The sequence below is a fragment of the Pandoraea sp. E26 genome, from assembly GCF_000681415.1.
Classification (GTDB): Bacteria; Pseudomonadota; Gammaproteobacteria; order Burkholderiales; family Burkholderiaceae; genus Pandoraea; species Pandoraea pnomenusa.
The window spans coordinates 486,323-512,706 of record NZ_AYXJ01000002.1; the positions used below are offsets into that span (position 1 = coordinate 486,323).

The window sequence follows — 26,384 nt, forward strand, 5'->3', positions numbered from 1 at the left end:
GAATTGAGTGACTTCATAGTCAAACCCTAATCCGGGCCAGATCGTGTCCGGTGTGGTCAAATGCTCGAGAGGTGAAGGGTCATCAATCAACCCGCGGACGATCAGAAGCGCCATCGCAGCATCTTTCTGCGATGTCAACTTGATTTTCTGGATGTCCTCGTTGGCCTCCCTGTGGAGCCTTACCCTTGTCATTATAGCTTATAACATATAATTTTCAAGATTGCATGCCGCCCAGACCGCTATCACCGTCTCCGGTATCGCCTGTGCTCGACCATGACCCCGACCACGCGCAACGGCTCGCGTTCGCTGCTGATCGTGGGATAGTCCGGGTTCAGCGGCACCAGCTCGAATATCTCGATACTTTTGGCGTCTACGCCACGCGGTCGGTAGGTCTTGAACGTCGCTTCGTCACGCCCGTTGGTGGCCACAACGAAGTCCCCTGCGATGGGCCGGATCGCCGGATCCACGAGAATCCGGTCCCCTTCTCGAAAATCCGGTTCCATCGAACGCCCCTCTATCTCAAGCGCGAAGGCGCTATCCGACAGGTCGAGGTCAGTCAGCAGATACTCGAACGCGTCGCCGGCAGGGAAGGGCGTCACGGTCTCATGCATCAGTCCTGCCTGCACGCTGCTGATCAACGGTATGCGCCGCCTGCCCACTTCGGCGGGGCGCACATTCACCGGGCCCTCCATAGGGCCACTCCCGTCCCGCAGCCATTCGGGTTCAACCCGCAGAAACTTCGCCAGCGCGACCACCTTCTCGTCGTCGACCGCGTCCGCTGCGCCGTTGAACCATAGGGAAACGGCTGCCGTGCTGACGCCGCCGGCTTCGGCGATATCGGACTTCTGCCGAACACCGCGCAGGCCCATCGCGTAGTGCAGCCTGGCCGTGAAGCTCTCCGGGTGGTACGAATTGAGGTACTTCGGGGCCGGCTTTTGCCCTGGCCCGATGAGCGACGGAATGCGCTGATTGCCCCTACCGGTGATCAGCCAAAACATATTGAAGCCGTACGCTTCCTGAAGGCGTGCGGCCTGGTCGTGGCCAATATCGAGCAGCTCGCCGCAAAGCCATTTTGCCGCGGTGCCCGGTGCTACGCCAGCCGCCGCCTCGAGCGCTTCCTGCGTGATTCCACCGTCGCCCAGAATAGCTGTAATGCGCTGGGCGAGGCCCTCGCATGCCTGGGTCGCCGCGGGGAAGGTGTTGGCGTTCGTGGTCATGTCAGCGCCTATCGCCGGCGATATCGGCGGTGCTCGACCATCACGCCGATGATCCGAGCCGGCTCGTGTTCGCTGTTGATGGTCGGGTAGTCGTCGTTCAACGGCACGAGCTCGAACACCTCTCGACCGCCCTGGCCGATACCGCGGGGGCGGTACTTTTTGAAGGTGGCTTCTTCACGGCCGTTTTTCGCCACTACGAAGTCGCCGGGCTGAGGTTGCAACGCAGGGTCGACGATGATGCGATCGCCCTCCTTGAAATCGGGCTCCATTGATTGGCCCTCGATTTCCAACGCAAATGCGTGATCCGACAGATCGAGGTCGGTCAGGAGGTATTCGAAAGCCGCACCCGGAGGAAACGGTTCGAACGCTTCAGTCATTCTGCCGGCCTGGACACTACTGATAAGCGGGATACGGCGCTGCCCAATGGACGCAGGCATAACGTTACCGATGCCAGATGTCCCGCCATCGATGGCCTTGTGGCCCTTGCCCGTAGCGAGCCACCAAGGATTCACCTTAAAGAACTGAGCGGCCAGCAGTAAGTTTTCACCGCTGATGTTCTTCGTGCGGCCGGACATCCAGTCGTTGATAGACGGTTGCTTAATCCCGCACGCGCGTGCGAGCTCCGCCGGCTTGGCCCCGGAATCCTCGAAACATTCGGTAAGACGTTCAGCGAGTGTAGACATTAGGTAAGCCTAACAGAATGAGACTTCGGAATTCCTTGACTCAAAAGTAAGGAAATCCTAAACTTCCGAGAAATTGTCATCGGAGCCAGTGATGGATGCCTACGCAGTTGCTGTCATCGAACTCTTCGGCGGAACAACGAAGACGGCCGAATTCTTCGATATCGAACCCCCATCGGTGTCCGAATGGAAGAAAACCGGAATTCCGAAGGCGCGCCTTCAGACGCTTCAACACGCCAAGCCCGATTTGCTTGCCGCCGCGGCTAAAGCGTGCGAGCCGACTCCGGCATGAGAAAGGTCATCCCGATCCGTCGCCGTGTCGGCCTGCTCGGCACCGTCGCCGCGCTTTTCAGCGCCTGGCGGCTGCATCGTGCTGATCGCCGGCCGCCCAGTCCTTACTACGACCCGAAACAGTTCCGGGGGCGTCGATGAAACGACCGACCTTGCTCGAGCGAATGGTATGGGCGGCGTTGGAGTACACCCATTTCGCGTGGTGGCGCCGATATCCAGAAATGATCGCACCAGAGATGCTGTGCCACTGCCCACGCTGCGTCGCGGCTCGCGCGTCAGGCATTGAGAAGTATGGCCACCATCCGGTCTGCACTTGGCACATGTGCCCGCCGGGCCCCGATGATTGCCGGCCGTGCGTGTGTGGAATGTCGCTCAAGCTTGAGCGTAGACCTCTAGCACTTGCTCTATATACCGTTCGGGGATCGTTCGCTTTGTGGCGTAGTTCCGGCCGTGTACGGCGTGCATTCGCACAGGATCGTCCAGCAGCTTCCAAAGCTGTTCCTGAGGCTGTCCGTGGCCAATGTCCACCTGGAAGCCGATGAGAGCGGTCCGACCGTCTTTCAGACGAACGCACGCGCGTGCCTCGACAGTGCGGACGTTCAGCCATTCGTCCGTGAACTCGATGAGCCGTCGTTTCTCGACTGCTTCGATAAGTTCCGATTTGTTCATGAGCACCCCTTCTGTGAGAGTGATTGACGTGTGGAAACTCGATTCTCGCATGGTCGGTGGTGCTCACCATTTCAGCCCGGCGCCGCTGCGCCGCCTCGTTCGTCTCGTTGGAATCCATCGTATTGACGACGCTTTGCACTTGGGAGCAACACGTGAAGGTTGCTGAGAGAAACGAAAATGTGGTAGTGGGCCTGATCGCGAAGCGGACTCAGGTCGCCGTGGCAAACGCCCTGGGCATCGACCGCACGAACTTCAATCGCTTCCACAACAGCCGCGGTCACGGACTGTCGCTGAAAAAATTCTGCGAGCTGCTCGAGCTGCTCGGACTGGATCTGTCTCGGCTTGAAGGCGCGCCGGAAATACCCGAAGACGTCGATACGGTCACGATGCCGCGCGCAGAGTACGAGGCGATGCTCGAGCGCCAGGATGCGATGCGCACGCTTCTCAAGCACTCGCTGGGGGACTGATATGGCATCGCGAAAAGCGTGGCGTGCGGAAGAGGATGCCTTGCTCGTGCAGCTTTGGGCAACGCACATGTCTATCAAACAGATTGCAGCGCGGTTCGCCGACCGCACACCAGTTGCCGTGCAGAAGCGTGCCCGCTACGGGCTTGCGTTGCCCGACCGGATCAACATGCCGCGTCCGAATCAGTCTGTCGCGTGGGAAGCGATCCAACGCGAGTTGCGCAAGGTGCCGATGGCCGATTCCAAGTTTCTGGCCATGGTGACGGGCTTCTCGCGTCGCCAAGTCCTCATTCAGCTGCGCGCACGCTACACCGCCGGCGAGCTTCACATCGCCGGATGGGCGCGCTACGCCCCTGCCGGCGTATGGGCTGCCCGCTACGCGCTCGGTGCCGGCGTTGACGCACTCAAACCAGATCCGATACCGCCCGAAGTGGTGGACCGGCGCTACAAGCAGCGGGCCAGTAAGGATCCTGCGTACACAGCCGCGCGCAACGCGCGTGCCCGCGCACGCTATGCGATCAAGACAGGGCGGCTTGTTCGTCGTGATCCGCTGGTTGCGGCGCTGTATGGCACCGCGTAGGCGGGGGAAAAATGGCAAGAATTCGCTCAGTTAAACCTGAATTTTGGACGTCCGAGCAGGTGATGGACGTGTCTCGCGACGCACGCATCCTGTTCATCGGGATGTGGAATTTCTGCGACGACGCAGGAATTCACTCGGCCAACGAGAAGCGCCTGAAGGCCGAGGTATTCCCGGCGGATGATCTGACTTCGGCGGATGTTCGCCGAATGGTCGACGAACTGCTTCGCGTCGGCTTGCTCGACGAGTATGAAGTCGCCGGACAGCGATTCTGGATCGTCACGGGCTGGCATCACCAGAAGATTGACCAACCGACGTTCAAGCACCCACTGCCGGACGGCACAGTTCCTTCTGGTGCGCCGAAACGCCGTCAAACCCGCATGAAATCGAAAGATTCGGCGAGTGATCGCGGATTGGACGGTGAGCGCTCGCCTGATGTTCGTGGAATGTTCGACGAACACTCGTCGAATGAACGGGGAGTGTTCGACGACCGTTCACCCCCGGAGGGGAGTGGAGTGGAAGGGAGTGGAGTATCGAAAGGTAGTGGTACTTCAATCGCCGTAAGCGGCGACGATGAAATCCGCAGCCTTCCGGATGCGTACGTGCCAGCCAACCCGGCCGAATGGGCGACTTTCTTCGGCGCCGAGTACGGCATCGAGGTCTCTGTGAGCAGCCAGCACGATCGGCGGAAGTTCGTCCCGTTGGCGACAGCATGGGTGAATGCCGGTATCACGCTCGGTCGGATGCGCCACGCCATCGAGCGCGCATACGCCGAGGCGACCGAACCGATCGCTTACCTGCCGGCATACGTCGACCGCGTGCTGGCCAGCTCGAGCGCACCACGCGCCTCGCCGCGCAGCGCTGAAAACGCAGCGATCCTCGCCGGCCTCGCCGGTAACCCCTTGGGAGACGAGCATGGGAACGACCCCGGCACCATCGACGTCGACGCGACTGTCGTCGGCTGACTGGCCGCAAGACGCGGCACCGCAAAGGCTCATCGAGCGTTTGTTCGCCATCCTTGGGCAGCGCTACGGGGCCCGCCTCGCGGACATGTGGCGCGGCGGCGATCCGGCGCGGCCCGAGACGGTGCAAAAGCACCTCGACGGCGTGAAGCGCCAGTGGGCGCTCGACCTGTCCGACCTGACGGCCGCCGAGTGGCAGCGCGGTATCGCCGCTTTGCGCGATCGCCCGTACGTGCCGACCAGCCCGGAATTTCGCGTGCTGTGCCGCCCACGCCAGCACGTTGGCGAACTGCTCGACTACGCCGTCGCGCAGTTGCATCGTCGCAGCACCGACGGCAATGACGCCTGGCCCGATCCCGCGGTCTACTGGGCGGCCCAGCGCGTCGGCGGGTACGAGATGCGCACTCTCGGTCGCGACGTGCTCGTGAAGCGGTTCGCGGCGGCGCTTGATGCGGTTCGGGACGAGGGCAACGTGCCGCCCGTGCCACCCGCTATGGCCGCGCTGCCAGCACCCGGCAAAGCCGTGACGGACAAGGCGACCGGCCGTGCGCACCTCGCAACGATTCTCGCGGGATGCAAGGGGCGCTCGGAACGCTCGCTCTCGCGTGCGCGCGAGGCGTTGCTCCCGGTTGCAGATCGCCCCGACGCCGTGGCGAAGTTGCTCCCCGATTCCGTCCTCGCGTACGCGCGCGGGGCAGAGAAGGGCGCTCAGCGCTCACCGCGGGGCTGACCGTGGATCTGTGCCCACTCTGCCAGGTGAACGCCGGCCGGCTCGACTTCACGAAGCCCTGCTGCCGCGTCCGGCACCTCATGGCGCTGCCGAAGGTCGAAATGCGCCGCGCGACGCTCGACCGATGGCGCAGGCAGTTGGGCGACACGGCCATGAACCAGATCGAAACCGAAGTGAAAGCCCGATGGGCAGCGAGGAAAGCATGAGTACGTTGAACTTTAGAAGCAATGCCAAAACCCGCATGCAGGCTCTTGGTCGGCTGAAGGCGGGCGAGATGAACAAGACCGAAAAGCAGTACGCCGAGTACCTCGAAGCGCGCCGCGTAGCGGGCACGATCGCTTGGTACAAGTTCGAAGGCATGAAGTTGCGCCTTGCGGACAACACGTTTTATTCGCCTGATTTTGCTGTGATGTTGGCGGACGGATGCATGGAAATGCACGAAGTCAAAGGGCATTGGCAGGATGATGCCCGAGTGAAAATTAAGGTTGCGGCGGAGCTGTACCCGTTCCGATTCATCGCCGTGCGCACGCGCTTGAAGCGCGAGGGCGGTGGCTGGCAGCAGGAGGTATTCGAGTGACACACGCCAAATTCCGCGGCGTTTACGCTCATAAGGACGGAGGCTGGACTGCCTCGATTGGCGTCGGGGGCGAGAACCTCTATTTGGGATGGTTCGCCGGCTTCGACGCGGCCAAGAGCGCACGGCTTGCAGCTGAAGTGAAGCACTTTGGGCGGGTGTTCGATCGGCGTGAAGTGGAAACCGATGGCATTACCGCTAAGCTGCCGCTTCACGGCCAGCGCGGCATCTTTCACGGGTGGGCCCTTGTCGACCACGCCGACCTTGAGATTACCCAGGGCATCGCGTGGACGAAAGATGCTCGTGGGTATGTGGTTGGCCGCCCGGCTGGGTTCGCAAATAGCGTCACCTTGCACCGTTGGCTTTTGATAGGGGGAGCCAAGGGCAAATTGATCGTGGATCACGAAAATCGCGACCGGCTGGACAATCGACGCGGAAACCTGCGTAGCGCGACGACGAATGGGAATGCTCAGAACACCAGCCTTGCCAAGAACAATACGAGCGGATTCAAGGGCGTCTCGCGCGCTGCGCGAGGTCGGTGGCGAGCGCGTATCTGGGCAGACGGAAAAGAACGGCTGATCGGTTACTTCGGAACGCGTGAGGCAGCCGCTGCCGCATATGACGCAGAAGCAAAGGTGCTTCACGGCGCGTTTGCGTCGCCCAACGCAGGGTTGGAGAACGACTATGAATGACCGCGCTTACAAGCGCTACAGCCTGACGCCCGGTGTGAGGGTGCAGGCGGAGCAGTTGCCGCTGGAAGCGGCGTGATGGATTGGCACTTTTGACGGGGGAATAGGCCAATGAACGAAGCATTTCAAGACACGCGACAGGCGCTACACGTGGCGTACCTCGTTCTGTCGCTACCGCCGCGCCAGAAGGCGCCATTCCGGAACATGCTGATTCGTATCCTCGAGGACCTCGACCGACCGACGAGGGCGCAGGAAGCGTGGCTCAACGAACTGCGTGGCCCGCAGGGGGACTTTGATCCAGAACGCCTGACGCTCGAGGAATATCGCGCTCAGTGCGCCATGATCACAGACGCAGCGCGCACGCGCTTGCCGTCGCCTGAATACGCCGCGGTGCTCGCGCGCTTCGCGCATGGTGACGAGAAGGTGAGGGGTATCAAGGCGTTGGCCGTCTGGTCGCGGAAGTCGAGCGGCATCACGGCGGTTGGGCTGCTGGAGGACTTGGTCGTGTGGAACTACCTGCCGCGCACCAAACGCGAAGGGGCGTCAATTCGTGACCTGGCCGAACGACACAAGGTGACCAAGGACAAGGCTTTCCGCGCTGCGAAGTGGATGGCGAGTCGTTTCACCGAACTCGAAAATCTGGCAGTCGCGCGACTCGAATCGGGTTTCGTCCTTCACGGGGTGGTGCCCGCCGCAAACCGTCCCGCGTGCGACTTCGCGCAGTCCGTTGCAGCGTAAGGACTTCGAACGAAAAAGGGCTTGCAGTTTTGCGACAAAGCACCTAAGATTCGCCCATACTCACCGCGAGTACACCCAAAGCCCGCCTAGTGCGGGCTTTTTCACTGTTTCGGTGCTATCGCCGATCCGATCGAGCCTTCGATGAGTGCACGCGTTTTCTCGAATGCCTCGATTTGCGTATCGGACCAGCCAGCACCGAGGGACGCTGATAGAAGCGTCTCCATCCAGTGATGCATGGCCTGCTCGAGTTGTGGTGTTCGTTCCGTCGTGCTCAGCAGAGCAATTATCGCTGCGAGAATTGCGTGGGTATCGCCCGCAGTCGTCATTGTGGCTTCGATCAGTGCCTTTTCCATTGCGTATCCCTGGGTTGATGAATTAAGCGTGTTCCATCTCGCGCTGTGCCGCGAGTGCCAGAAATGCCGAGCGCGACATATGGCGCTTCTCGGCTTCGGCATCGATTTGGCTCACGAGACGCTCGGGCAGGCTGATGTTCAGTCGCACGGCCTTGCTGCTGACCTTTGACAGATCAATGTCGACGAACATCCAGAAGCCGGTGCCGTCGTCCACTTCATTCGCGTGCAGCTTCTTGATGTCGTATGTCGGCGCCGGGATCTGCTCGTCGCTGTCTTCGTACATGAGCTCGACGGCCTCTTGCGCATTGCGCTCGAGATCGTCGAGCGTATCCGCAGCGGTGTGCACCCCCGGCAGATCCGGGAATGCGGCGCCGAAGGCGCTATCGCCTTCCTGCCACACGTAGATCGGATATTTCATTCGCTTCTCCAGTCAATGCCCGCTTGCTTAAAGATCGAGCGGGCGGTGCCAATCGGCATGTCCTTTTTCGGGTGCGGGACGATCACCACTCGACCGTTCTCGTGCCGAAACTTGTGGTGGCTGCCGCGCACCGACACTTCGGTGAACCCGGCGGCTTTCAGTCGTTTGATGATGTCTGCGCTTGTCATGTGTGTAATCTTACACAATACACAACGTTGTGTAAAGGTATTTTGCGCAGCGTGACGCATATCGGTTGATTCGCCCGGCAGGGCACAGACCATAACGCCGCGTCGCTGCCCGGACCAGCCGGCCAGTGTCCGATCCTTTCCGAAATAACCCCGGCAGCGCGCCACATGTCGCCACCCGTACCTCCTGCGGGGAAACGAGCGGTGGGGGCGCGTGGAAGTACTGATCGTCATACGATGTTCGCTTTTCCGAACCAGGGTCCCACATATCCCTCATCGCCATGCCGGATTGACATGCGCTCGAGCGAAACGGCATCAACGCGCTCGCAAATGCATTCATAGGCAGTGCCATTGGCAAGATCAGGCGGTAGCAAGTCGAGGCGGCGAGGCGAGGCACAAGCAGCGCAAGTGATGGTGATTTCGATCCGGTTCGGCATGGTGTTCCCTTCGATAGCGTTTGAATTGTGTGCCTGTCGGGCATCGAAATTCTCGACTTAAGCGTTGGTCGGAATCCCGACCGTTTGCGTGGATATCGCTTGTTCCTCTTGTAAGTGTTTGAGCAAAAAGAAATTACTTCGGCGAGATACGTACAAGTTCGTCACGCTCACCGTGCCGACGATCGCCATTTTTCGAATTTTTCCCGCCTATGAAAAAGCCCGCTCAACTCCTGATCGTCTACCGGTCGACGGACGAGCTGGCCGCCTACGAGAACAACGCCCGTACGCACAGCACTGCGCAGATTGAGCAGATTCAGGCATCGCTTGAGCAGTTCGGCTGGACGAACCCAGTCCTGATCGCTGACGGCGGAATCATCGCCGGGCATGGCCGCATCGAAGCGGCGACCGGAATGTGGGAAGCGGGCAAGAACATCGGCATGTGCCCGAGGCCGTTCGAAGTGCCGACGGTCGACCTGTCGCACCTCGACGCCACGCAGCGGCGCGCGTACATCCTTGCCGACAACCAGCTTGCATTGAACGCCGGCTGGGATGAAGAGCTGCTCGCGGCCGAGCTGGCTGATTTGAAGGCTGACGGGTTTGACCTGTCCGTCATCGGCTTCAGCGACGCTGAATTGCGCGAACTATTCACGGATCCCGGCGAACCCGGTCCCGGTGGGGATGGGTCGCTTGCTGAACTATTCATGGTGCCGCCATTCAGCACGCTGGATGCGCGCGCCGCCGCATGGCAAGAGCGGAAAGACGCCTGGCTGTCGCTGGGCATCCAGTCCGAAGTCGGCCGCGACGCGCCAGCATTCGGCGGTTCCAGCGAGGCACAGAAGGCGGCACGCGGCGCAACGGCTCAGCACCGAACCAGTGTGTTCGACCCGGTGCTGTGCGAACTGGCCTACCGGTGGTTTTGCCCGGAAGGTGGGATCGTGCTGGATCCGTTCGCGGGCGGCAGCGTGCGCGGCATCGTCGCGGCGCGCCTCGGGCGCCAGTACGTCGGCATGGAACTGCGCGAAGAGCAGGTCGCGGCCAACCGCGAGCAGCTTCACCTGATTGCGCCGGATGACCCGGCGCCCGCGTGGACGGTGGGCGACAGCCGGAAGATTGGCCAGGCGCTCAAGGGCGTCGAGGCCGACTTCCTGTTCTCGTGCCCGCCATACGCTGACCTCGAACGCTACTCGGACAGGACGGAAGACCTGTCCACGATGAAGTACTCCGAATTCCTTGCAGCGTACCGGGACATCGTCGCCGGCGCGGCGGCGCTGCTGAAGCCTGACCGCTTCGCCGGCTTCGTCGTGGGCGATGTTCGGGCGCGCAGTGGCGCGTATCGCAATTTCGTGTCCGACACGATTGCCGCCTTCCTCGACGCCGGGCTGACGCTCTACAACGAGGCGATCCTGCTGACCGCGCTGGGCAGCGCTCCCATCCGCGCAGGCAAGCAGTTCGCCGCCAGTCGCAAGCTTGGGAAGGTGCACCAGAACGTCCTCGTGTTCGTGAAGGGCGACTGGAAGAAGGCCGTCGCCGCATGCGGCACGGTGGATATGACGAACGTTGAATTTCCCGAACCTGACGAGTGATGGCTGGACGCAAACCCTTCGTGCCCACGGCGGCGGACCGGAAGATGGTCGAGACGCTTGCCGGGTATGGCGTGCCGCACGAGGATATCGCCCTGCAGATCGTCAACCCGCAGACGTCCAAGGCGCTGGACCCGAAATCACTGCGCAGGCACTTTCGCTCTGAACTAGACACTGGCGCGACGAAGGCGAACTCGCTTGTCGCGCAGTCACTCTTCAAGCATGCGACCGGCACCGGCAAAGGCGCCGTGACCGCTGCAATCTTCTGGATGAAGGTGCGCGCTGGCTGGAAAGAGCCGCCGCAGCGGCTTGAGCACACGGGGGCCGACGGCGGCCCCGTGGAACAACGGACAACCGTCGTCGATGAAAGAGAGGTCGCAGCCACCGTCGCAAAGCTCGAAGACGAGTATTGACCCTGCCGTCGAGCGGGCAGTCATAAAAGCGAAGTGCGAACGCGATCACCTGTTCTTCAGCCGGTACTTCTTCAAGCACCGGCAGGGCATCAAGTTCCGCGTCAACTGGCACCACGTGCTGATCGCCGACACGGTGCAGCGCGTGATCGACGGCGAACTCAAGAACGTTGTCATCAACGTGCCGCCGGGCTCGTCGAAAACGGAACTGGTCGCGATCAACCTGATCGCACGCGGTCTCGCACTGAACCCTCGCGCGCGGTTCCTGCACATCTCGTATTCGGACGACCTCGCGCTGCTCAACAGCGAGACGGCACGAGAGATTGTTTCGTCCGACGAATACCAAGCGCTTTGGCCCCTGGCCATCGCCGACGACGCGAAGTCGAAGAAGCGCTGGAACGTGATGCTGAACGGCAAGAAGGCCGGCGGCGTCTACGCAGTGTCGCTCGGCGGTCAGATCACCGGCTTTCGAGCCGGTCACATGGCCGAGGGTTGGCAGGGCGCGATCATCATCGACGACCCGCTGAAGGTCGAGGACGCCTACAGCAAGCCGAATCGCAACAAGGCAAACCGCAAGCTGTTGTCTACGGTAAAGAGCCGAAAGGCCAATCCGGACACGCCGATCATCGTGATCATGCAGCGGCTCGCCGAGGAAGACCCGACGGGCTTCATCAAAGCGGGCAAGGTGCCGGGGGAATGGGAGTTCATCGAGATCCCGGCCCTGATCACCGATGAGTACGTCGCGAAACTGCCGCAGCGCGTGCGTGACCAGGTCGAAGATAGCGAGCGCGACGACGACGGCCGGTTTAGCTATTGGCCCTACAAAGAACCGCTGCACGACCTGCTTGCTACGGAAAAGGCCGACGTCTATGTCTTCAACGGCCAGTATATGCAGCGTCCCGCGCCGCTCGGCGGCGGGATCATTCAAAGCGGCAAGTTCCTGCGCTACGGCGCGCTGCCGCTGCTTGAGTACCGCAAGATTTTTGCCGACACGGCGCAGAAGACCGCCGAGCGTAACGACTACAGCGTGCTTCAGTGCTGGGGCCTGGGCTTCGATAAGCGCATCTACTTGATCGACACGGTGCGCGGGAAGTGGAAGGCGCCCGAACTGAAGCAGCGAGCCATCGACTTCTGGAACAAGCATGCCGCCATTGGCGCAGACGACCCGAACGCGCCGGTCCTGCGCCAGATGAAGGTTGAGGACAAGTCCAGCGGTACCGGACTTATTCAGGACATCCAGGCAGAGGGCGGAATCCCGATTGAGGGTATCGAGCGTGTCAAGGACAAGCTGACGCGGGTGATGGACATCATCAGCCAAATTGACGCGGGCAACGTGGCCATCCCGATCGATGCGCCGTGGGTTAGCGACTTCGTGTCTGAGTGCGACGCCTTCACCGCTGACGACACCCACGCACACGATGACCAGATCGACCCGATGGTCGACGCAATCAACGACATGCTCGGCCCAGCCCGCAATCTCTCTGTCTGGGAACGTCTCGGCGCCGGATAACACAGGACTGAAACAGGATGTCGCGAAAGAACAAACCTGGCCGCAGCCCCGCAGCAGCGGCCGGCGCGACGTCTACCCAGCGTACGAGTGATTCGTTCGCCAACTTCGGCGCGCGCTTGGGCTGGGGGACGGACAACCAATCGTCCGGATCGCAATACACGCTTTCCTACCAGAGCCGCAATCGAATCTGGCTCGAAGCCGCGTATCGCGGTTCTTGGATCGTCGGCAAAGCCGTCGACTCAATGCCGGAGGATATGACGCGCGCTGGTATTGAAATGCGCGGCATGGATCCGTCCGACATCACCCTGATGGAGCGCGGTATGACGCGGCTCGGCATCTGGGACGCGCTCTGCGACAACGGGAAGTGGGCACGCCTGTATGGCGGCTCTATCGCTGTCATGCTGATCGACGGGCAGGACATGTCGACGCCGCTGCGCACCGAAGCCATTGGAAAAGGGGCTTTCAAAGGGTTGATGGTGCTGGACCGTTGGATGATCGCGCCGCCTGTCGGTGAAGTGGTCACGGATTTCGGCCCTGACATGGGCAAGCCCAAGTATTACCAGATTGTCGCCGCCAATACCGGTTTGCCGCCGGGGGAAATCCACCATTCGCGCGTGTTGCGCATGGATGGCATCGACTTGCCGTTCAACCAGCGAATCAGCGAAAACGGATGGGGGCTGTCGGTCCTCGAACCGATGTGGGACCGCCTGATCGCTTTCGACAGCGCGTCGGTGGGCATCGGGCAACTGATCTACAAAGCGCATTTGCGCGTGATCAGCATCGAGAAGCTGCGCGAGATCGTCGCGGCTGGCGGCCCGGCAATGGCTGGTCTGACGAAGCAAATTGAATTCATTCGCGGCACTCAGACGAACGAGGGCATGACGGTCCTCGACTCGACCGACAAATTCGAGACGCACCAATACAGCTTCAGCGGGCTGTCGGACGTCATGATCCGCTTTGCCGAACAGTTGGCGGGTTCGATCGGCACGCCACTGACCCGTCTGTTCGGGCAGTCGCCGGGCGGGCTCAATGCCACCGGCGATGGCGAGATGAAGCAGTACCACGAGAACGTCAAGCAGCAGCAGGAAAGGCGTCTGCGTCATCCGCTTCACCGGCTTCTCGGCGTGCTATCGATGTCCGAACTCGGCAAGCCGCTACCAGACGAATTCGAGTTTGAGTTTCGAAACCTTCAGGACATGTCTGAGGCCGAGAAGGCCGAGATTGCAGAACGCAAGACGAACGCCATCATGGCGGCGCTTGCAGAAGGCGTTATCAAGGTGTCGACGGCGCTCAAGGAACTGAAGGGGCTCGCGGCGATCACCGGGCTGTTCGGAAATATCACCGCTAAGCAGGTGGCGGAAGCCGAAGCGCAGGAAGTCGACGAGCCACCGCCGGCGCCCGATGTGAGCCCGGTGGATTCGGTCCGGAAGCTCACTGACTTGGGCAAAGTCGCCACGAACGATTCGTTCTTCCGCCGATTTTGGTTCAAGAGAGGATGAGCTACACCGTCGACAGAATGCGCAAGGGCAACGGCAAGCGAAACCGCAACCGGAACCCCGTGCGCACAACAGCGACTGAAGCCCGCTATCGGACGCAACTGCGCAAGATTGCGTCGCACGTCGCGGCGCTCGTGAACGGCGTAGACGATGACCTGGCAGGTGTGCCAACGCTCGAACAGGTGCTGCGTCAGTACAGCGACGCGCTCGACGGCTGGGCGCGGCGCGCCGCCGCACAGATGCTCGACGATGTCGCCCGCAATGATGCGTCGGCATGGAGTCGCCTTTCCGACGAGATAGGGCGGGCGCTCAGTGATGAGATCCGCAACGCACCTACGGGGCAGACGCTATTTCAGTTGATGGAAGAGCAGGTCGGCCTGATCAAGTCGATTCCACTCGACGCGGCGCGACGCGTACACGAGTTGGCGATTGACGGGCTCAGCACCGGGCGCCGTGCCGCTGACATTTCTCGCGACATTCAGAACTCGGGCGGTGTCGTAAAGAGCCGCGCCGACTTGATCGCGCGCACCGAAGTTTCACGCAGCGCCTCGTCGCTAACCGAGGCTCGTGCGCGGCACGTCGGGTCTGAGGGCTACTTCTGGCGGACAGCTGGTGACGGCGACGTGCGGCATTCGCACGCCGAGATGGAAGGCAAGTATGTGCGTTGGGATTCGCCGCCGACGTTGGACGGCATGACTGGCCACGCCGGGTGTTTTCCGAACTGCCGGTGCTATCCGGAACCGGACTTACCCGACTGAGTTATGCCCCAAGCACTGCACATTTACTTTCATGTCCGTGACTCGTCGGACTGGGACGAGAGCCGTCACCCGAGGGCGAAGAACGGTCGGTTCGGAAGTGGTGGCGCTTCGTCGAAGGTGGCGATGCTTGGCACCAAGCTGCGCGGCGACGAGTTGGGCCAGTACAGCACGATGAAGGAACTGCGCGAGAAGGCGCTGACCTACGCCGATCGGTTCATCGGCAAGAACTTCAAGAACGCCCACACGGGCAACGAAATCAACGTGACGCGCGCCGGCGTGCGTCACACGATTTCCGGTGCGTCCGACAGCCTGGTGCGAACGGTGCCCGCGATTCCCGAGCTATTGCAGCGCGCGAAACTGGTCGAGACGGCGAAGGACAAGCGGCGCGACCAGAACATTCTCGGGATTGAGAAATACGCGGCGCCGGTCACGATCGACGGAAAAACGTACCAGGCGCTGTTGACGGTCAAGCAGTACCGCGATGGGCGTCGCTACTACGACCATGGGCTGGTGCAATAAAAAAGAGACCGCCGTTTGAGTAAGGTGCGTCCCGCTGCTAGGGCGGACTGGCTTGAACCTCCGGGGTCTCCGGTTTCAATTATAGCGCGCTGCCGATTTTCCGCAATTTCCCTGCTGCAACAACGACATACGCTGTTCAAGCGTGCCCTTCCCATGAAGAAACACACCAAGCGCGGCGGCACCTGCAAGTGCGGCGGCGAGAAGCCGGGCGCGCCCGTGCATACGTGCGACGGCGCGATCACCGCCGGCGTTTTGACGTCCGAAGCGCTTGGCGCGCGTCAGTCCATGACGCCGGAGGGCTTCCTACTGTGCGAAGAGGTGCCGATCGCCCGAGTTGGGACGATGGACTACGCGGCAGTCGAACTGCCCGAGCTCGAAGACAAGGACGGCGTGATCGTCGCCGAACGGACGGCCGACGTGCTGTTCAATCCCGAGACGCTGGCCAGCTTCGAGGGCAAGCCGGTCACGATCGACCACCCGCCCGACTTCGTGACGCCGGAAAACTACCGGGACGTCGTGCGCGGCACCGTGCGCAACGTGCGGCGAGGCGAGGGCACGCAGTCTGAATTGATGCTGGCAGACCTGCTGATCACGGACGCCGTGGCGATTCACCGCGTTCGTGCGAAAGAGCTGACGCAGACCAGCAACGGCTACGACGCCAAGTACGAGCAAATCGCGCCAGGGCGGGCGCGTCAAGTGTCGATCGTGGGCAACCACGTCGCGCTCGTGAAAAGCGCCCGCTGCGGCCCGGTGTGTTCCATCGGGGATAGCGCATCCAACCTCCTTTCGAAAGGAATCACTGAAATGAAGACGAACAAAACCGCGCCTTCGACGCTGATGGAAAAGCTGCGCAAGGCGTTCATGACGCGAGACTCGGACGCATTCGAGCAGGCCGCGAGCGAGATGACCGGCGACGAAAGCGGCGAGGGGGGCGACGGCCAGCCTCAGATTCACATCCATATGCCCGGCACGCCTGCCACACCTGCCGCCGCAACGGGTGACGAAGGCGGTGATGGTGCTGGCGCTGGCGCAACAGGCGGCGACGACAAGATTGCCGCCCTTACTGCCGCCGTCACTAAGGTTGCCGAAGCAGTCGAAGCAATCGGCGAGCGGGTCGCCAAGCTCGAAGCGGGCGGCGGCGCTGGCGCCACCGAGGACGATGACGACGGCATCGACGGCCTGACCGAAGACGATGACGAGGAGGTCAGCGGGGCAGCAGCCGGATCGGCGCAGAAGACTGGCGATAGCGCCGCTGTGCGAGAACTGTTCCAAGAGGCGCGTGCCCGAGCCGAAATCCTGGCACCAGGCGTCAACCTCCCGACGTTCGATGCGAAGTCGAGCCTGAAGAAGACCACCGATTCGCTGTGCGTGCTTCGTCGGCGCGCGCTGCGCGCGGCGCTCGCAACGCCGAATGCTGACCTGGTGAAGTCTGTACTGGGTGGCGCGGACATCAAGGCCATGACCTGCGATTCGGCGGCAGTCGCGTTCAACGCAGCGGCCGAGCTGGTCAAGTCGCGAAACAGCCATGCCGGTCAGCACCGCCACGCGACGAATGACAGTGCCAAGCCGGGCACCTTCGATGACATCAACGAGCGCAATCGCGCTTTCTGGAAACGTTCGTAAGGAATCGCCATGTCCCTCCAAGCCTATCAATACCGTATGCCGGCGGGCTTCGCCGGTGACCTGCAACGCGCTGAAGTCGCCACGATCGAGACGCAGTTTCTCGATGCGTCCGCACCGCCGGCTGCCTTCGGCCTGCCGGTGAAGCTCGTGTCGGGGAAGGTCCAGCCGATCAACAATGCGGCCGACACCGCTGCAACTGTCTACGGCGTGAACATCCGTGCCTACCCGATTCAGGGCAATGGCACGGACCCGCTGGGCACGTCGACGCCGCCGACGTCGGGTGTCGTCGACGTGCTCAAACGCGGCTACATCTTGGTCCAACTCGGTGGCACGGCCTCGGCCACGAAGAACGGCACCGTGTACGTGCGCGTCGCGGGCGCTGCCAGCGGCAAACCGCTCGGCGGCTTCGAAGCTGCGGCCGACAGCACGAACACCGTGGCCATGCCGTCGAACTGGTATTTCACCGGCCCGGCTGACGCCAACGGCATCACCGAGATCGCCGTCAACATCTAATCCCGGCGCGTTACGCGCAACACACCGGCCCCGCTTTGGCGGGGCTTTTGCATTTCTGGAGCCATTGAATGGACATGTCCGTACAGAAACACCTCAAGCGCCGGGCCGCAGACCTCTCGCAACGCGAGATCGCGGAACCCACGCGCCGTTTCGTCCGCGCATACACGCGCGACGAGCAATACACCTATGATCGCGCGACTGTCGACTCGACCGGCGCGTTCCTCGTCGGTCAGCTCGAACGGCTCGACCAGACGTTGAACGAGCCGCTCGTCGAGTACACCTGGACTCGCGATGTCTTCATTCGCACCGATGTGTCAGCCGCCGACGAGATCGCGTCGTTCACGAACTCGGCTTTCGGCATGAGCGGCGGTATCAATCCGAACGGGCTGAACTGGATCTCGAACGAAGGCAACGCGATTGCGGGCCCGTCGGTCGATATCGGCAAGACGCCGCAGCCGATGCGCCTCTGGGGCGCCGAAGTCAAGTACACGGTGCCCGAACTGGTGAAGTCGCAGAGGCTGGGCCTGCCGATCGACGCTCAGAAAGTCGAGGCGATGAACATGAAGCGCAATATGGACATCGACCAGATCGTGTACTTCGGCGATTCGCAACTTGGCTTCACTGGCTTGGTCAATTCGTCGGCGTCCGTGGGCAGTGCGTCGAACGTGCAGAACGGCGCGGCAGGCACCCCGCAATGGAAAACGAAGACGCCGGATGAAATCCTCATCGACGTGAACGAGATTCTGACGGCCGCGTGGCAGGCTTCGGGTTGGAAGGTGAAGCCGAACAAACTGCTTTTGCCGCCGGCAGTGCTCGGCATGCTGTCTACCCGTCTCGTCAGCTCGGCTGGCAGCAAGTCGATCCTCGCGTACCTGATCGAGAACAACATCTGCCGCCAACTCGGCACGCCGCTTGAAATCCTCGAGCTGAAGTGGCTGATCGGCGCAGGTGTTGGCGGCACGCCGGGCCAGCTTGGTACTGTGGACCGCATGGTTGCGTACAACGACGACAAGAAGTACGTCCAGTTCCCGATGACCGAGCTTCAGCGCACGCCGCTCGAGTACCGCTCGCTGTTCCAGATCACGACCTACTGGTCGCGTCTGGGCCAGATCGAGTGGCGCTATGGTGTGACGGCGGCTTATCGCGACGGGGTCTGACCATGCCGAAGATCAACGTCCATACTCCATTCCAGTTCACCCACGCCGACGGCACGAAGCAGGATTTCGCCGTGGGCATGCATGACGTCGAAGATGCGGTCGCCAACCACTGGTTTGTGAAGCCCCACACGGGCGATGCACCGGCGAAGACGGCGGACGAGAAGTCGGCGGATGAGTTGCTGGAAGACCTTGAGGCGCGCGAGAGGGCGCTTGCCAAGCAGCATGAGTTCCTGAAGACCATCCAAGCCGATCAAGCGAAGAAGGCTTCGGACCTAGCTGCCCGCGAGAAGGCCGCGGATGCACGCGACGCTGATCTGGCGAAGCGTGAGGAAGCGGTTGCGGCCCGCGAGAAGGCCGCCGAGCAGGCTGCGGTCGATGCGGCAGCGGCTGCCAAGTCCACTCCCCCAGCCAAGAAGTGAGGGGTATGATGCCCTTCACCGGGCATCATCCTTCCGCCCATGACACCTGATCAGTTCCGCACGTACTTTCCCGAATTCGCCGATACGACGAAGTATCCCGACAGCCAGGTCCAGTTCTGGATGACCGTCGCGGTGTCGCTCGTCAACGCCGAGCGCTGGGGCGTCTTGACTGATCAGGGCGTCTGTTTGGTGACCGCGCATCACCTGGTGACCGCCAGTCAGGACCAGACCGTTGCCACGGCCGGCGGCACGCCGGGCGAAGTCAAAGGGGCTACGGCGTCGAAATCCGTCGACAAGGTCAGCGTCGGCTACGACACGAAGTCGGTAACGATCGACGGCGCCGGATTCTGGAATATGTCGAAGTACGGCATTCGCTACCTCAAACTCGCTCAGATGATGGGCGCCGGCGGCTTGCAACTCTGACGCTCGTCCCGGCGATCTGCCGGGATCTCACCATGCCATTCAAAATGCCCGTCGATCGTCTGGACGACGTGCTCAAGTCCATCGCCGATCTGGTCAACGAGGAAGTCCTCGTCGGCATCCCGGCGTCCACCGCCGAGCGCAAGGACGGCGAGGCCGGGCCGATCAACAATGCCGAAATCGGGTACGTACAAGAGAACGGGTCGGCTGCCAACAACATTCCGGCCCGCCCGTTTCTCGTGCCCGGCGTAAAGAGCATTCAGGACCGCGCTGCCAAGGAACTTGGTGGCGCCGCCGGGCTGGCGCTAGACGGCAAGCGGGATCTGGCGCTTCAGAGGATGGACCGAGTCGGGTTGCTGGGCGCCACCACGGTGAAGGCCAAGATCGGCAGCAATATCCCGCCGCCGCTCAAGCCGGGCACGATACGCGAGCGCGCGCGGCAGCGCGGGACGGCCACTCGTCGCAAGGGTGAGCAGGCGTACCTCGACATGGTCGACGCTGGTGCGCAGGCCGCTGGCATGAGTCTCGCCGAGATCCAATCTGCGGCCGGTATTGTCCCGCTGATCAATACCGGGCAGTTGCGCAATGCGATCACGTTCGTACGTCGCAAAAAGAAGAGGTAGGCATGGCCTTACTCGACGTTACCGACGTCCTGTTCGATCCGGATTTCATGGACATCGGGCTGACGGTCACACGCAATGCGCAGGCCGTCGACGCCCGTGGCCGTGCGACCAACGCGCCCACGCAGCAGGCGTTCTCGGGTGTCGTGACCAGCGACAAGGGCGACATCCTGCACCGCAACGCCGACGGCTCGAGAATCATCGGGTCCATCACCATCCACACGACGTTCCGCCTGATCGATGGCAGCGCCGGCTTTGACGCCGACGAGGTCACCTGGCAGGGACGCGTGTACACAGTCGTCAACGTCAACGACTACTCGCATTTCGGGCGCGGCTTCGTCTGCGCCACGTGCGACCTGAAACCGCTTTCGGGGTAACCCATGAACGACAGCTCGACCGGTGGCTTCCTGTCCCCTGTGCAGTCGACGCCGCCGATCGAGGATTCCGCGCTCGAGGATTTCCTGCAAACCATGATCGCGGGCGTCACGTCGCTGGACGGTGCATTCGTCCGTCCATACCCGCAACCCGTGGCGCCGAAAATTCCCGAGCCTGGGACGAACTGGTGCGGATTCACCGTCGCCGACTTCCAGCCGGACGCAAACGCAGGGCTCATCCACCAGCCCGCAGACGACGGCAGCGACACCTACCTTCGGCACGAGGACATCGAGGTCAAATGCCAGTTCTACGGCCCAAACGCCGGCGAATATGCGCGCGTCTTGCGCGATGGCCTGTACGTGCCACAAAACCGCGAGCAGTTGCAGCTCAACGATTTCGGCCTCATCGGCACGTCCAGCATTGTTGGCGCCCCCGACGTGGTCAACCGGCAAGTCAGGCGGCGATATGACATCAGCGTCTTCCTGCGCCGCAAGATCACACGCACCTACCGCGTGCTCAATCTCGAGTCTGCTCAAACGTCGACCACGACGGATCAGCCCTGAAACACCAACTTCACCAACGTAGAGGATCACCATGTCCAATGGATTGCCGGTATCGCGGCTGATCAACGTCTCGATCAACATGTCGCCGCTGGCGGCCCAGGGTGCGAACCTGAACAACGCGCTGATCTTGGGGGCGTCCGCCGTGATCGACACGGGCGAACGGATGCGCACCTATGGAGGGATCGACGAAGTGGCGGCCGATTTCGGCACACTCGCGCCCGAGTATCTCGCCGCTCAGTTGCATTTCAACCAGGTTCCGCAGCCCCAAACGCTTAGCATTGGCCGGTGGGCAAAGACGGCCACGTCGGGCGTTCTGCGTGGCGGCGCACTGTCGGCCGCGCAGCAGGCAATGACCAACTGGACGACCGTCACTGCGGGCGCGTTCAAGATCCCCATCGACGGCACCACGAAATCTGTATCGGGGCTGGACTTCTCGGCGCAGACTAACCTGAATGGTGTCGCGACCGTGATCAACGGCGCTCTCACAGGCGCGAGCTGCGCGTGGAACGGCTCTCAGTTCGTTGTCACGTCGAACAGCACGGGCGCCACGTCCAGCATCGGCTATGCCGTGGCGCCGGCGAGCGGTACCGACATTTCCGCTCAGCTCGGCCTGACGTCGGGTCTTGCCGGAACGCCGGCGCCGGGAATCGCTGCCGAGACGCCGACGGATGCGGTCGCAATCTTCCTCGATCGCTTCGCGAACCAGTTTGTCGGCCTCGCGATCGCTGACGCCGCCGTCACCGACGACCAGCATGTCGCCGTTGCGCAGATGATCGAAGCGGACCAGAAGCACATCTACGCGGCCACGACCCAGAACCCGCAGTCGCTCGATGCCACGGTCACGACGGATCTGCTCAGCCGATTCCAGGCGCTGAAGTTCAAGTACAGCTTTGCACAGTACTCGTCGTCGAGCCCGTATACGGCCGTGTCCGCGCTCGGGCGGCTTCTCACCGTCAATTTCAATGGGAATTCGACGACGATCACCCTGATGTTCAAGCAGGAACCGGGGGTGATCGCCGAGACGTTGACCACGAGCCAGGCGAACGCGCTCGAGGCAAAGAACGGCAATGCGTACGTCAACTACGCCAACGGGACGGCGATCCTGCAGAACGGTGTAACGCCGAGTGGGATCTTCATCGACTCGGTTTACAACTCGATCTGGTTCCAGAACCGCATCCAGACCGACGTCTACAACCTGCTGTATCAAAGCCCGACGAAGATTCCGCAGACCGATGCCGGCAACGCGCTGATCGCCACGGTGATCGAGGCCGCTTGCGCGGCAGCGGTGAACAACGGCTATCTCGCCCCGGGCATCTGGAATTCCGCGGGCTTCGGTGCGCTGAAGCAGGGCGATACGTTGGCGAAGGGCTATTACGTCTACACGCCGCCAATCGCGACGCAGGCGCAGTCGGACCGCGAGGCCCGCAAATCCGTGCCGTTCCAGATCGCAGCGAAGGAAGCGGGCGCGATCCATTCCGTCGACATTCTCGTCAACGTCAACCGATAACAGGGGCCTCGAATGGCAACTTACAGCTTTCAAGACGTTCAGGCCAACATCGTCGGCCCGGGCGCGGCATTTTCGATCGGGGCGGGCGCGGCGGCCTCGGAAGAGGGCATAACGATCGAGGCCACCGGCGACAAGAACACCATGACGGTGGGCGCCGACGGCGAAGTGATGCATGCCCTGCACGCCGACAAGTCGGGCACGATCACGGTGCGCTTGCTCAAGACGAGCCCTCAGAACGCGCTGCTGCAAGCCGCGTTTGACGCGCAGACGCTCAGTAGCGCGTTGCACGGCAAGAACATCATCACGGTGTCGAACTCTGCCGCGAGCGACCTGCATGTCGGTCGCGATTGCGCGTTCGCCCGCAAGCCGCGCGTGGTCTACGACAAGGCGGGCGCGATGATGGAATGGACCTTCCACGCGGGCAAGATCGACTCGATGCTGGGGACTTACTGATGGCAATTGATCTCGAGATCCGCGGTATCAAGTACCGCATCGGCAAGCTCTCGGCGATGAAACAGCTTCACGTCTCGCGCAAGATTGCGCCGCTGGTACCGGCGCTTCTGCCGATCATGCTGGAACTGGCCTCATCGAAGGGAATGGCCCCGGTTCAACCGGCAGCCGATGCCCCGCTGGTTGGCGGCACGGCACCGGAAGTCGCGGTCGCGGATGGCAGCGGCATCCTGTCGCGGCCCCAGTTGCTGCAGCCGTTTGCGGACGGTCTGGCGAGCCTTCCGGACGACCAGGCGGAATACGTGATCGGCGAGTGCCTGTCGGTGGTGCAGCGCTTTCAGGGGAATTCGTGGTTCTCGATCTGGGCCCCGGCTGCCAAGCAGCCGACTTACGAGGACATCGACCTCGCAACCATGATCGAGCTTTCCGTGAAGGTGATTGCGGATAGCCTCGGCCCTTTTATTGCCGGGTGGCTTACCAGCCCCGCGAGTCACCCTTCGACGATGGCGTAGCGTGGGCGCGGCTGCCGGACGGCGAGGACTGGCTACTGGCGCCTGTGCTCGCCGGCATGTGCAAGTACGAGTCGCTGCTCGACGGCGTTCTCGGGCTGCACGACGTAGCCCTGATGAACGACGCACTGTCTGTGCGCGCCGATAATCGCGCGCTGGCCGAGCGCCTGCGAGAGAACGAGCATGTCTGAGCCCACGATCATTCGAGAATTCCTCGTCGCCCTGGGATACAAGGTCGATGAGAAGGGCTTGAAGAAATTCAAGGGTGGTGTCGAAGATGCGACGAAGAGCGTGGTCCGCATGGTGGCCACGATCGAGGGCGCAGCGATTGCCATTGGCGTTGGCGTAGCCGCATTCGCCTCGAAGCTTGAAGGCCTGTACTTCGTTTCCCAGCGAACCGGCGCTACGGTCACCAGCCTGAAGGCGGTCGAGTTCTCGGCGAAGAACCTGGGCATATCTGCCGAGACGGCCCGGGGAAGTGTGGAAGCGCTCGCGCGCTTCATGCGCAACAATCCGGCGGGCGAGAGCTACATCGCAAGCCTCGGTGTCCAGACGCGCAACGCCAACGGCGAATTGCGCGACACGGTCGACATCATGGCCGACCTGGGCGGGGAACTCGCTAAGAAGCCAACCTTTCTCGCGAGCCAGTACGCCAACCTGCTCGGAATCGACGAGAACCTGCTGCTGGCCATGCGCAGCGGCGAGTTCTCGAAGTACCTGCAGCAGTATCGCGAGATGGCTGCGAAGACTGGCTTCGACAAGGCGGCCAACGACTCACACAAGTTCATGGTCGCCCTGCGCGATCTGGGGGCGGTTTGGGACGGCTTCACCGCCCGGCTCGAAAGCAGTCTGGTGCAGCGTCTCGGGCCAAAGTTGGGCGAGTTCCAGAAGTGGTTCGAGCGGAACGGGCCGGTAATCGAGCAGCGCGTCGGCGATATCGCGCTTGCGATCATCACGGCCGCAGAAGCCATCGGCCCGGTGCTCGGGAAACTGATCGATCTGTTCGTCGACCTCGACAAGTCCACCGATGGCTGGTCGACAAAGATCATCGGCGCCATCGCGATCTTCAAGATCCTCGGTGGCTTTCAGCTGATCGGCGGAATCTGGAAGATGGTCGCAGCCCTGCGGGAACTGGGTGGTGCTGCGACTGCGGCCGGGGCTGCCGCTGGTGCCGGTGGCGCAGCGGCGGGCGGTGGAATCGCAGCAGGTGTGGCCGGCCTTCTGAGTCGGTTTGCCCCGCTCGCGCGTATCGGCGGCGCGCTTGGCCTGATGTTCCACAGCGAAGGGCTTAACCAGGGCGAGCCCGAGGACCTGGCGCGTCGGCGAAAGCTCGGCATGACCATCACCAACCCGGACGGCACGACGTCGAACGTTCCAGTGCCTGGCGCTACGCCTAGTACTGCACCATCCACGTCCGCCGCGAGCGGTCAGCCCAGCACTGATAAATCGCTACCGCGTGGACTGCGCAACAACAATCCCGGCAACATCCGCTATGGAAAGTTCGCTCAGGGTCAAGGCGCCATCGGCAGGGACTCGGGCGGCTTCGCCATCTTCCAGACGGCCGAGGACGGTCTTCGCGCGCTGGGCGAGCTGCTGCGCAGCTACGCGCGGCGCGGGTTGAACACGGTACGCGGGGTCATCAACCGTTGGGCGCCGCCGAGTGAGAACGACACCGGTGCGTACGTCGGGGCCGTGGCCAAGCGGCTCGGCGTGGGCGAAGACCAGGCGCTGAACATGAGCGACCCGAAGGTGATCGCCGGGCTGTCCGCGGAAATCACTCGGCACGAGAACGGGCGCAACCCGTTTTCGCCGGAGGCGATTCTGGGGGCGTCGGGCGGTGGCGCGCGGCAGATCAGCGTCGCACAGACGAACCAGACGAATATCACAGTGACCGGCGTGAATGATCCGCAGGCGGCCGGGCGCGCGGTACGCGACGAGCAGGTCGGCGTGAACCAGGAACTCACTCGAAACTTGCAGGGCGCGCTGTCATGAGCACCATTGGCTTCGACGTGATGATGATCATCCCGAAGATGCTGGACACGATCCGCATCGGTGTGACGATCGAAGAGGTTTACAACGACGAGTTGCAGATCACCGAACACCCAGTGGAGCAGGGCGCAGCCATCACGGACCACGCATACAAGCGGCAGCCCGACGTGGTGCTGAAGTGCGGTTGGTCGAACGCCGACTACGCGGCATTGCTGAGCTCGCCCGTGGTGGACTTCGACGAATTCGGCAGCACCACGCAGTCCGAATATATCGATGCGGTGTATTCGCAACTGCTCAAGCTGCAGGAGTCGCGCGTTCGGTTTGACGCGGTGACGTCGCGCCGGAAGTACTCGAACGTTCTGTTGCAGGGCTTGCGAGTCGTCCACGACGCAAAGACGAGCGGAGCGCTGATGCTTACGGCAACGCTGCGGCAGATCCGGATCGTTCAGACCAAGGCGACGAGGCTTCCGCCGCGGGACGACCAGGCGGATCCGTCGCGCACCGCTGAGACGCAGAACACCGGCTCGAAGCAAGCAGTGCCGGCCACGCCGGCGCCCGGCGGGTCGGTCACCCCTCAATGACATGGCCAGCTACTACGAAATCCCGTTCTCGCCCACGCCGCAGGCGTTCCGCATCACGCTATCAGGCGTCGAGTACACCCTAACGGTGCAGTATCGCGCGGCTGGTGGTGCCGGCTGGGTGCTCGGCATCGCAGACTCGTCCGGCGCGCCGATCATCGGGGGCATACCGCTGGTGACCGGTGCTGACCTGCTCGAGCAGTACAGCTATCTTGGCCTGGGCGGCCGAATCTGGGTCCAGGGTGCTGACGACCCTGACAATGTCCCAACGTTCGACGACCTCGGCGCTGGTTCGCATGTTTTCTGGGTGACCGACTGATCAGTGGCGCATTTTCTGATGTGAGCTACCGCAGATCAGGCCAAAACAACACGTTGAAATGCGATGCATTTGAACGTGGTGCTCC

36 protein-coding genes are annotated in these 26,384 nt (G+C 62.2%); 30 read left to right on the forward strand and 6 right to left on the reverse strand.

Translation table 11 applies throughout. The annotated features are described in order from the left end of the window. Positions 1–242 precede the first annotated feature (242 nt). Both W930_RS30715 and W930_RS0102320 read right to left on the reverse strand, forming a co-directional pair. Positions 243–1,217, reverse strand: coding sequence for a LexA family transcriptional regulator (locus W930_RS30715; protein ID WP_023873987.1), 975 nt, complete (start codon positions 1,215–1,217; stop codon positions 243–245). A gap of 8 nt (positions 1,218–1,225) precedes the next feature. Beyond that, positions 1,226–1,900, reverse strand: coding sequence for a LexA family transcriptional regulator (locus tag W930_RS0102320; protein ID WP_023873989.1), 675 nt, complete (start codon positions 1,898–1,900; stop codon positions 1,226–1,228). A 91-nt stretch (positions 1,901–1,991) separates the two neighbouring features. Between W930_RS0102320 and W930_RS25735 the strand changes: the two genes are divergently transcribed. Further along, positions 1,992–2,189 (forward strand): hypothetical protein, encoded by a 198-nt coding sequence (locus W930_RS25735; RefSeq protein WP_023873990.1) that lies wholly within the window; start codon positions 1,992–1,994, stop codon positions 2,187–2,189. Positions 2,190–2,560: 371 nt separating this feature from the next. On the opposite strand, the gene W930_RS0102330 is transcribed toward W930_RS25735, so the two are convergent. Continuing rightward, complete coding sequence (locus W930_RS0102330) at positions 2,561–2,857, reverse strand: hypothetical protein (protein WP_145929450.1); 297 nt, start codon at positions 2,855–2,857, stop codon at positions 2,561–2,563. Positions 2,858–2,913: 56 nt separating this feature from the next. Between W930_RS0102330 and W930_RS0102335 the strand changes: the two genes are divergently transcribed. From W930_RS0102335 to W930_RS0102375, 8 genes are all read left to right on the forward strand, one after another. Next, positions 2,914–3,324, forward strand: a complete 411-nt coding sequence (locus W930_RS0102335) for a hypothetical protein (RefSeq protein ID WP_145929451.1) — start codon at positions 2,914–2,916, stop codon at positions 3,322–3,324. Positions 3,325–3,391: 67 nt separating this feature from the next. Beyond that, positions 3,392–3,901, forward strand: a complete 510-nt coding sequence (locus tag W930_RS0102340) for a hypothetical protein (protein ID WP_145929452.1) — start codon at positions 3,392–3,394, stop codon at positions 3,899–3,901. Positions 3,902–3,912: 11 nt separating this feature from the next. Next, positions 3,913–4,863: a hypothetical protein gene (locus W930_RS28970; RefSeq protein WP_024788419.1), complete on the forward strand. Its 951-nt coding sequence runs from the start codon at positions 3,913–3,915 to the stop codon at positions 4,861–4,863. Next, positions 4,814–5,590 (forward strand): hypothetical protein, encoded by a 777-nt coding sequence (locus W930_RS28975; protein WP_023873995.1) that lies wholly within the window; start codon positions 4,814–4,816, stop codon positions 5,588–5,590. The genes W930_RS28970 and W930_RS28975 overlap by 50 nt, the downstream gene beginning before the upstream one ends. 80 nt (positions 5,591–5,670) lie before the next feature. Next, positions 5,671–5,796: a hypothetical protein gene (locus tag W930_RS30980; protein WP_023873996.1), complete on the forward strand. Its 126-nt coding sequence runs from the start codon at positions 5,671–5,673 to the stop codon at positions 5,794–5,796. Further along, positions 5,793–6,167 (forward strand): DUF1064 domain-containing protein, encoded by a 375-nt coding sequence (locus W930_RS0102360; RefSeq protein WP_235195473.1) that lies wholly within the window; start codon positions 5,793–5,795, stop codon positions 6,165–6,167. The genes W930_RS30980 and W930_RS0102360 overlap by 4 nt, the downstream gene beginning before the upstream one ends. Next, entirely contained in the window at positions 6,164–6,856 is a 693-nt protein-coding gene (locus W930_RS29990; RefSeq protein ID WP_051399259.1) for an AP2 domain-containing protein, read from the forward strand. The genes W930_RS0102360 and W930_RS29990 overlap by 4 nt, the downstream gene beginning before the upstream one ends. 108 nt (positions 6,857–6,964) lie before the next feature. Next, positions 6,965–7,591: a hypothetical protein gene (locus W930_RS0102375; RefSeq protein WP_023873998.1), complete on the forward strand. Its 627-nt coding sequence runs from the start codon at positions 6,965–6,967 to the stop codon at positions 7,589–7,591. Positions 7,592–7,692: 101 nt separating this feature from the next. On the opposite strand, the gene W930_RS0102380 is transcribed toward W930_RS0102375, so the two are convergent. Genes W930_RS0102380 through W930_RS0102390 form a run of 3 tightly spaced genes read right to left on the reverse strand, consistent with a single transcriptional unit; the run spans position 7,693 to position 8,550 of the window. Further along, entirely contained in the window at positions 7,693–7,944 is a 252-nt protein-coding gene (locus W930_RS0102380) for a hypothetical protein (protein WP_023873999.1), read from the reverse strand. A gap of 22 nt (positions 7,945–7,966) precedes the next feature. After that, positions 7,967–8,362, reverse strand: a complete 396-nt coding sequence (locus W930_RS0102385; RefSeq protein ID WP_023874000.1) for a type II toxin-antitoxin system HicB family antitoxin — start codon at positions 8,360–8,362, stop codon at positions 7,967–7,969. Beyond that, entirely contained in the window at positions 8,359–8,550 is a 192-nt protein-coding gene (locus tag W930_RS0102390; protein WP_010806546.1) for a type II toxin-antitoxin system HicA family toxin, read from the reverse strand. Before W930_RS0102390 ends, W930_RS0102385 begins: the two co-directional genes overlap by 4 nt. A gap of 643 nt (positions 8,551–9,193) precedes the next feature. On the opposite strand from W930_RS0102390, the gene W930_RS0102395 reads away from it, so the two are divergent. The 21 genes from W930_RS0102395 to W930_RS0102495 all read left to right on the forward strand — a co-directional run bounded on the left by W930_RS0102395 (position 9,194) and on the right by W930_RS0102495 (position 26,299). After that, positions 9,194–10,567: a DNA methyltransferase gene (locus W930_RS0102395; protein ID WP_023874002.1), complete on the forward strand. Its 1,374-nt coding sequence runs from the start codon at positions 9,194–9,196 to the stop codon at positions 10,565–10,567. Beyond that, a complete protein-coding gene (locus W930_RS0102400; protein WP_023874003.1) occupies positions 10,567–10,977 on the forward strand; it encodes a hypothetical protein in 411 nt (136 codons plus the stop codon). Before W930_RS0102395 ends, W930_RS0102400 begins: the two co-directional genes overlap by 1 nt. Further along, a complete protein-coding gene (terL, locus tag W930_RS0102405) occupies positions 10,928–12,484 on the forward strand; it encodes a phage terminase large subunit (RefSeq protein ID WP_023874004.1) in 1,557 nt (518 codons plus the stop codon). The genes W930_RS0102400 and terL overlap by 50 nt, the downstream gene beginning before the upstream one ends. A gap of 17 nt (positions 12,485–12,501) precedes the next feature. Then, a complete protein-coding gene (locus tag W930_RS0102410; RefSeq protein WP_023874005.1) occupies positions 12,502–13,983 on the forward strand; it encodes a DUF1073 domain-containing protein in 1,482 nt (493 codons plus the stop codon). Beyond that, on the forward strand, positions 13,980–14,738 hold the full coding sequence (locus W930_RS0102415; RefSeq protein WP_023874006.1) for a phage minor head protein: 759 nt from the start codon (positions 13,980–13,982) through the stop codon (positions 14,736–14,738). Before W930_RS0102410 ends, W930_RS0102415 begins: the two co-directional genes overlap by 4 nt. Before the next feature lie 3 nt (positions 14,739–14,741). Then, on the forward strand, positions 14,742–15,257 hold the full coding sequence (locus tag W930_RS0102420) for a hypothetical protein (protein ID WP_028730764.1): 516 nt from the start codon (positions 14,742–14,744) through the stop codon (positions 15,255–15,257). Between the two features lie 153 nt (positions 15,258–15,410). Next, positions 15,411–16,880, forward strand: a complete 1,470-nt coding sequence (locus W930_RS0102425) for a DUF2213 domain-containing protein (protein ID WP_023874008.1) — start codon at positions 15,411–15,413, stop codon at positions 16,878–16,880. A 9-nt stretch (positions 16,881–16,889) separates the two neighbouring features. Further along, the gene (locus W930_RS0102430) at positions 16,890–17,393 is read left to right on the forward strand and encodes a hypothetical protein (RefSeq protein WP_023874011.1); all 504 of its coding nucleotides are present in this window, start codon (positions 16,890–16,892) and stop codon (positions 17,391–17,393) included. A gap of 68 nt (positions 17,394–17,461) precedes the next feature. Further along, positions 17,462–18,550: a DUF2184 domain-containing protein gene (locus tag W930_RS0102435; RefSeq protein WP_023874012.1), complete on the forward strand. Its 1,089-nt coding sequence runs from the start codon at positions 17,462–17,464 to the stop codon at positions 18,548–18,550. A gap of 2 nt (positions 18,551–18,552) precedes the next feature. Then, complete coding sequence (locus W930_RS0102440; RefSeq protein ID WP_023874013.1) at positions 18,553–18,969, forward strand: hypothetical protein; 417 nt, start codon at positions 18,553–18,555, stop codon at positions 18,967–18,969. Between the two features lie 39 nt (positions 18,970–19,008). Beyond that, entirely contained in the window at positions 19,009–19,392 is a 384-nt protein-coding gene (locus W930_RS0102445; protein WP_023874014.1) for a DUF4054 domain-containing protein, read from the forward strand. Positions 19,393–19,436: 44 nt separating this feature from the next. Then, entirely contained in the window at positions 19,437–20,012 is a 576-nt protein-coding gene (locus W930_RS0102450; RefSeq protein WP_235195474.1) for a hypothetical protein, read from the forward strand. 2 nt (positions 20,013–20,014) lie between these two features. Next, a complete protein-coding gene (locus W930_RS0102455) occupies positions 20,015–20,386 on the forward strand; it encodes a hypothetical protein (protein ID WP_023874016.1) in 372 nt (123 codons plus the stop codon). A gap of 39 nt (positions 20,387–20,425) precedes the next feature. Then, positions 20,426–20,947, forward strand: a complete 522-nt coding sequence (locus W930_RS0102460) for a hypothetical protein (RefSeq protein ID WP_337588070.1) — start codon at positions 20,426–20,428, stop codon at positions 20,945–20,947. Positions 20,948–20,978: 31 nt separating this feature from the next. After that, positions 20,979–22,454 carry a DUF3383 domain-containing protein gene (locus tag W930_RS0102465; RefSeq protein WP_023874018.1) on the forward strand — a complete coding sequence of 492 codons (1,476 nt, stop codon included), beginning with the start codon at positions 20,979–20,981 and terminating at the stop codon, positions 22,452–22,454. Between the two features lie 12 nt (positions 22,455–22,466). Next, positions 22,467–22,907 (forward strand): phage protein, encoded by a 441-nt coding sequence (locus tag W930_RS0102470; RefSeq protein WP_023596439.1) that lies wholly within the window; start codon positions 22,467–22,469, stop codon positions 22,905–22,907. After that, positions 22,907–23,416 (forward strand): phage tail assembly chaperone, encoded by a 510-nt coding sequence (locus tag W930_RS0102475; RefSeq protein ID WP_023874019.1) that lies wholly within the window; start codon positions 22,907–22,909, stop codon positions 23,414–23,416. The genes W930_RS0102470 and W930_RS0102475 overlap by 1 nt, the downstream gene beginning before the upstream one ends. After that, positions 23,374–23,604, forward strand: coding sequence for a hypothetical protein (locus tag W930_RS30580; RefSeq protein ID WP_145929453.1), 231 nt, complete (start codon positions 23,374–23,376; stop codon positions 23,602–23,604). Before W930_RS0102475 ends, W930_RS30580 begins: the two co-directional genes overlap by 43 nt. Further along, on the forward strand, positions 23,597–25,405 hold the full coding sequence (locus W930_RS0102485; protein ID WP_023874021.1) for a mannosyl-glycoprotein endo-beta-N-acetylglucosamidase: 1,809 nt from the start codon (positions 23,597–23,599) through the stop codon (positions 25,403–25,405). The genes W930_RS30580 and W930_RS0102485 overlap by 8 nt, the downstream gene beginning before the upstream one ends. Positions 25,406–25,425: 20 nt before the next feature. Further along, the gene (locus tag W930_RS0102490) at positions 25,426–25,983 is read left to right on the forward strand and encodes a phage baseplate protein (RefSeq protein WP_369798641.1); all 558 of its coding nucleotides are present in this window, start codon (positions 25,426–25,428) and stop codon (positions 25,981–25,983) included. A gap of 1 nt (position 25,984) precedes the next feature. Further along, positions 25,985–26,299, forward strand: a complete 315-nt coding sequence (locus W930_RS0102495) for a hypothetical protein (RefSeq protein ID WP_023874023.1) — start codon at positions 25,985–25,987, stop codon at positions 26,297–26,299. The last annotated feature ends 85 nt before the right edge of the window (positions 26,300–26,384 follow it).

What these genes read in the sequence shown, in the direction of transcription:
- W930_RS30715 (WP_023873987.1), bottom strand. Translation starts at nt 1,217, where the DNA reads ATGACCACGAACGCCAACACCTTCCCCGCGGCGACCCAGGCATGCGAG.
- W930_RS0102320 (WP_023873989.1), bottom strand. Translation starts at nt 1,900, where the DNA reads ATGTCTACACTCGCTGAACGTCTTACCGAATGTTTCGAGGATTCCGGG.
- W930_RS25735 (WP_023873990.1), top strand. Translation starts at nt 1,992, where the DNA reads ATGGATGCCTACGCAGTTGCTGTCATCGAACTCTTCGGCGGAACAACG.
- W930_RS0102330 (WP_145929450.1), bottom strand. Translation starts at nt 2,857, where the DNA reads ATGAACAAATCGGAACTTATCGAAGCAGTCGAGAAACGACGGCTCATC.
- W930_RS0102340 (WP_145929452.1), top strand. Translation starts at nt 3,392, where the DNA reads ATGTCTATCAAACAGATTGCAGCGCGGTTCGCCGACCGCACACCAGTT.
- W930_RS28970 (WP_024788419.1), top strand. Translation starts at nt 3,913, where the DNA reads ATGGCAAGAATTCGCTCAGTTAAACCTGAATTTTGGACGTCCGAGCAG.
- W930_RS28975 (WP_023873995.1), top strand. Translation starts at nt 4,814, where the DNA reads ATGGGAACGACCCCGGCACCATCGACGTCGACGCGACTGTCGTCGGCT.
- W930_RS30980 (WP_023873996.1), top strand. Translation starts at nt 5,671, where the DNA reads ATGGCGCTGCCGAAGGTCGAAATGCGCCGCGCGACGCTCGACCGATGG.
- W930_RS0102360 (WP_235195473.1), top strand. Translation starts at nt 5,793, where the DNA reads ATGAGTACGTTGAACTTTAGAAGCAATGCCAAAACCCGCATGCAGGCT.
- W930_RS0102375 (WP_023873998.1), top strand. Translation starts at nt 6,965, where the DNA reads ATGAACGAAGCATTTCAAGACACGCGACAGGCGCTACACGTGGCGTAC.
- W930_RS0102380 (WP_023873999.1), bottom strand. Translation starts at nt 7,944, where the DNA reads ATGGAAAAGGCACTGATCGAAGCCACAATGACGACTGCGGGCGATACC.
- W930_RS0102385 (WP_023874000.1), bottom strand. Translation starts at nt 8,362, where the DNA reads ATGAAATATCCGATCTACGTGTGGCAGGAAGGCGATAGCGCCTTCGGC.
- W930_RS0102390 (WP_010806546.1), bottom strand. Translation starts at nt 8,550, where the DNA reads ATGACAAGCGCAGACATCATCAAACGACTGAAAGCCGCCGGGTTCACC.
- W930_RS0102395 (WP_023874002.1), top strand. Translation starts at nt 9,194, where the DNA reads ATGAAAAAGCCCGCTCAACTCCTGATCGTCTACCGGTCGACGGACGAG.
- W930_RS0102400 (WP_023874003.1), top strand. Translation starts at nt 10,567, where the DNA reads ATGGCTGGACGCAAACCCTTCGTGCCCACGGCGGCGGACCGGAAGATG.
- terL (WP_023874004.1), top strand. Translation starts at nt 10,928, where the DNA reads ATGAAAGAGAGGTCGCAGCCACCGTCGCAAAGCTCGAAGACGAGTATT.
- W930_RS0102410 (WP_023874005.1), top strand. Translation starts at nt 12,502, where the DNA reads ATGTCGCGAAAGAACAAACCTGGCCGCAGCCCCGCAGCAGCGGCCGGC.
- W930_RS0102415 (WP_023874006.1), top strand. Translation starts at nt 13,980, where the DNA reads ATGAGCTACACCGTCGACAGAATGCGCAAGGGCAACGGCAAGCGAAAC.
- W930_RS0102420 (WP_028730764.1), top strand. Translation starts at nt 14,742, where the DNA reads ATGCCCCAAGCACTGCACATTTACTTTCATGTCCGTGACTCGTCGGAC.
- W930_RS0102425 (WP_023874008.1), top strand. Translation starts at nt 15,411, where the DNA reads ATGAAGAAACACACCAAGCGCGGCGGCACCTGCAAGTGCGGCGGCGAG.
- W930_RS0102430 (WP_023874011.1), top strand. Translation starts at nt 16,890, where the DNA reads ATGTCCCTCCAAGCCTATCAATACCGTATGCCGGCGGGCTTCGCCGGT.
- W930_RS0102435 (WP_023874012.1), top strand. Translation starts at nt 17,462, where the DNA reads ATGGACATGTCCGTACAGAAACACCTCAAGCGCCGGGCCGCAGACCTC.
- W930_RS0102440 (WP_023874013.1), top strand. Translation starts at nt 18,553, where the DNA reads ATGCCGAAGATCAACGTCCATACTCCATTCCAGTTCACCCACGCCGAC.
- W930_RS0102445 (WP_023874014.1), top strand. Translation starts at nt 19,009, where the DNA reads ATGACACCTGATCAGTTCCGCACGTACTTTCCCGAATTCGCCGATACG.
- W930_RS0102450 (WP_235195474.1), top strand. Translation starts at nt 19,437, where the DNA reads ATGCCCGTCGATCGTCTGGACGACGTGCTCAAGTCCATCGCCGATCTG.
- W930_RS0102455 (WP_023874016.1), top strand. Translation starts at nt 20,015, where the DNA reads ATGGCCTTACTCGACGTTACCGACGTCCTGTTCGATCCGGATTTCATG.
- W930_RS0102465 (WP_023874018.1), top strand. Translation starts at nt 20,979, where the DNA reads ATGTCCAATGGATTGCCGGTATCGCGGCTGATCAACGTCTCGATCAAC.
- W930_RS0102470 (WP_023596439.1), top strand. Translation starts at nt 22,467, where the DNA reads ATGGCAACTTACAGCTTTCAAGACGTTCAGGCCAACATCGTCGGCCCG.
- W930_RS0102475 (WP_023874019.1), top strand. Translation starts at nt 22,907, where the DNA reads ATGGCAATTGATCTCGAGATCCGCGGTATCAAGTACCGCATCGGCAAG.
- W930_RS0102485 (WP_023874021.1), top strand. Translation starts at nt 23,597, where the DNA reads ATGTCTGAGCCCACGATCATTCGAGAATTCCTCGTCGCCCTGGGATAC.
- W930_RS0102490 (WP_369798641.1), top strand. Translation starts at nt 25,426, where the DNA reads ATGATGATCATCCCGAAGATGCTGGACACGATCCGCATCGGTGTGACG.
- W930_RS0102495 (WP_023874023.1), top strand. Translation starts at nt 25,985, where the DNA reads ATGGCCAGCTACTACGAAATCCCGTTCTCGCCCACGCCGCAGGCGTTC.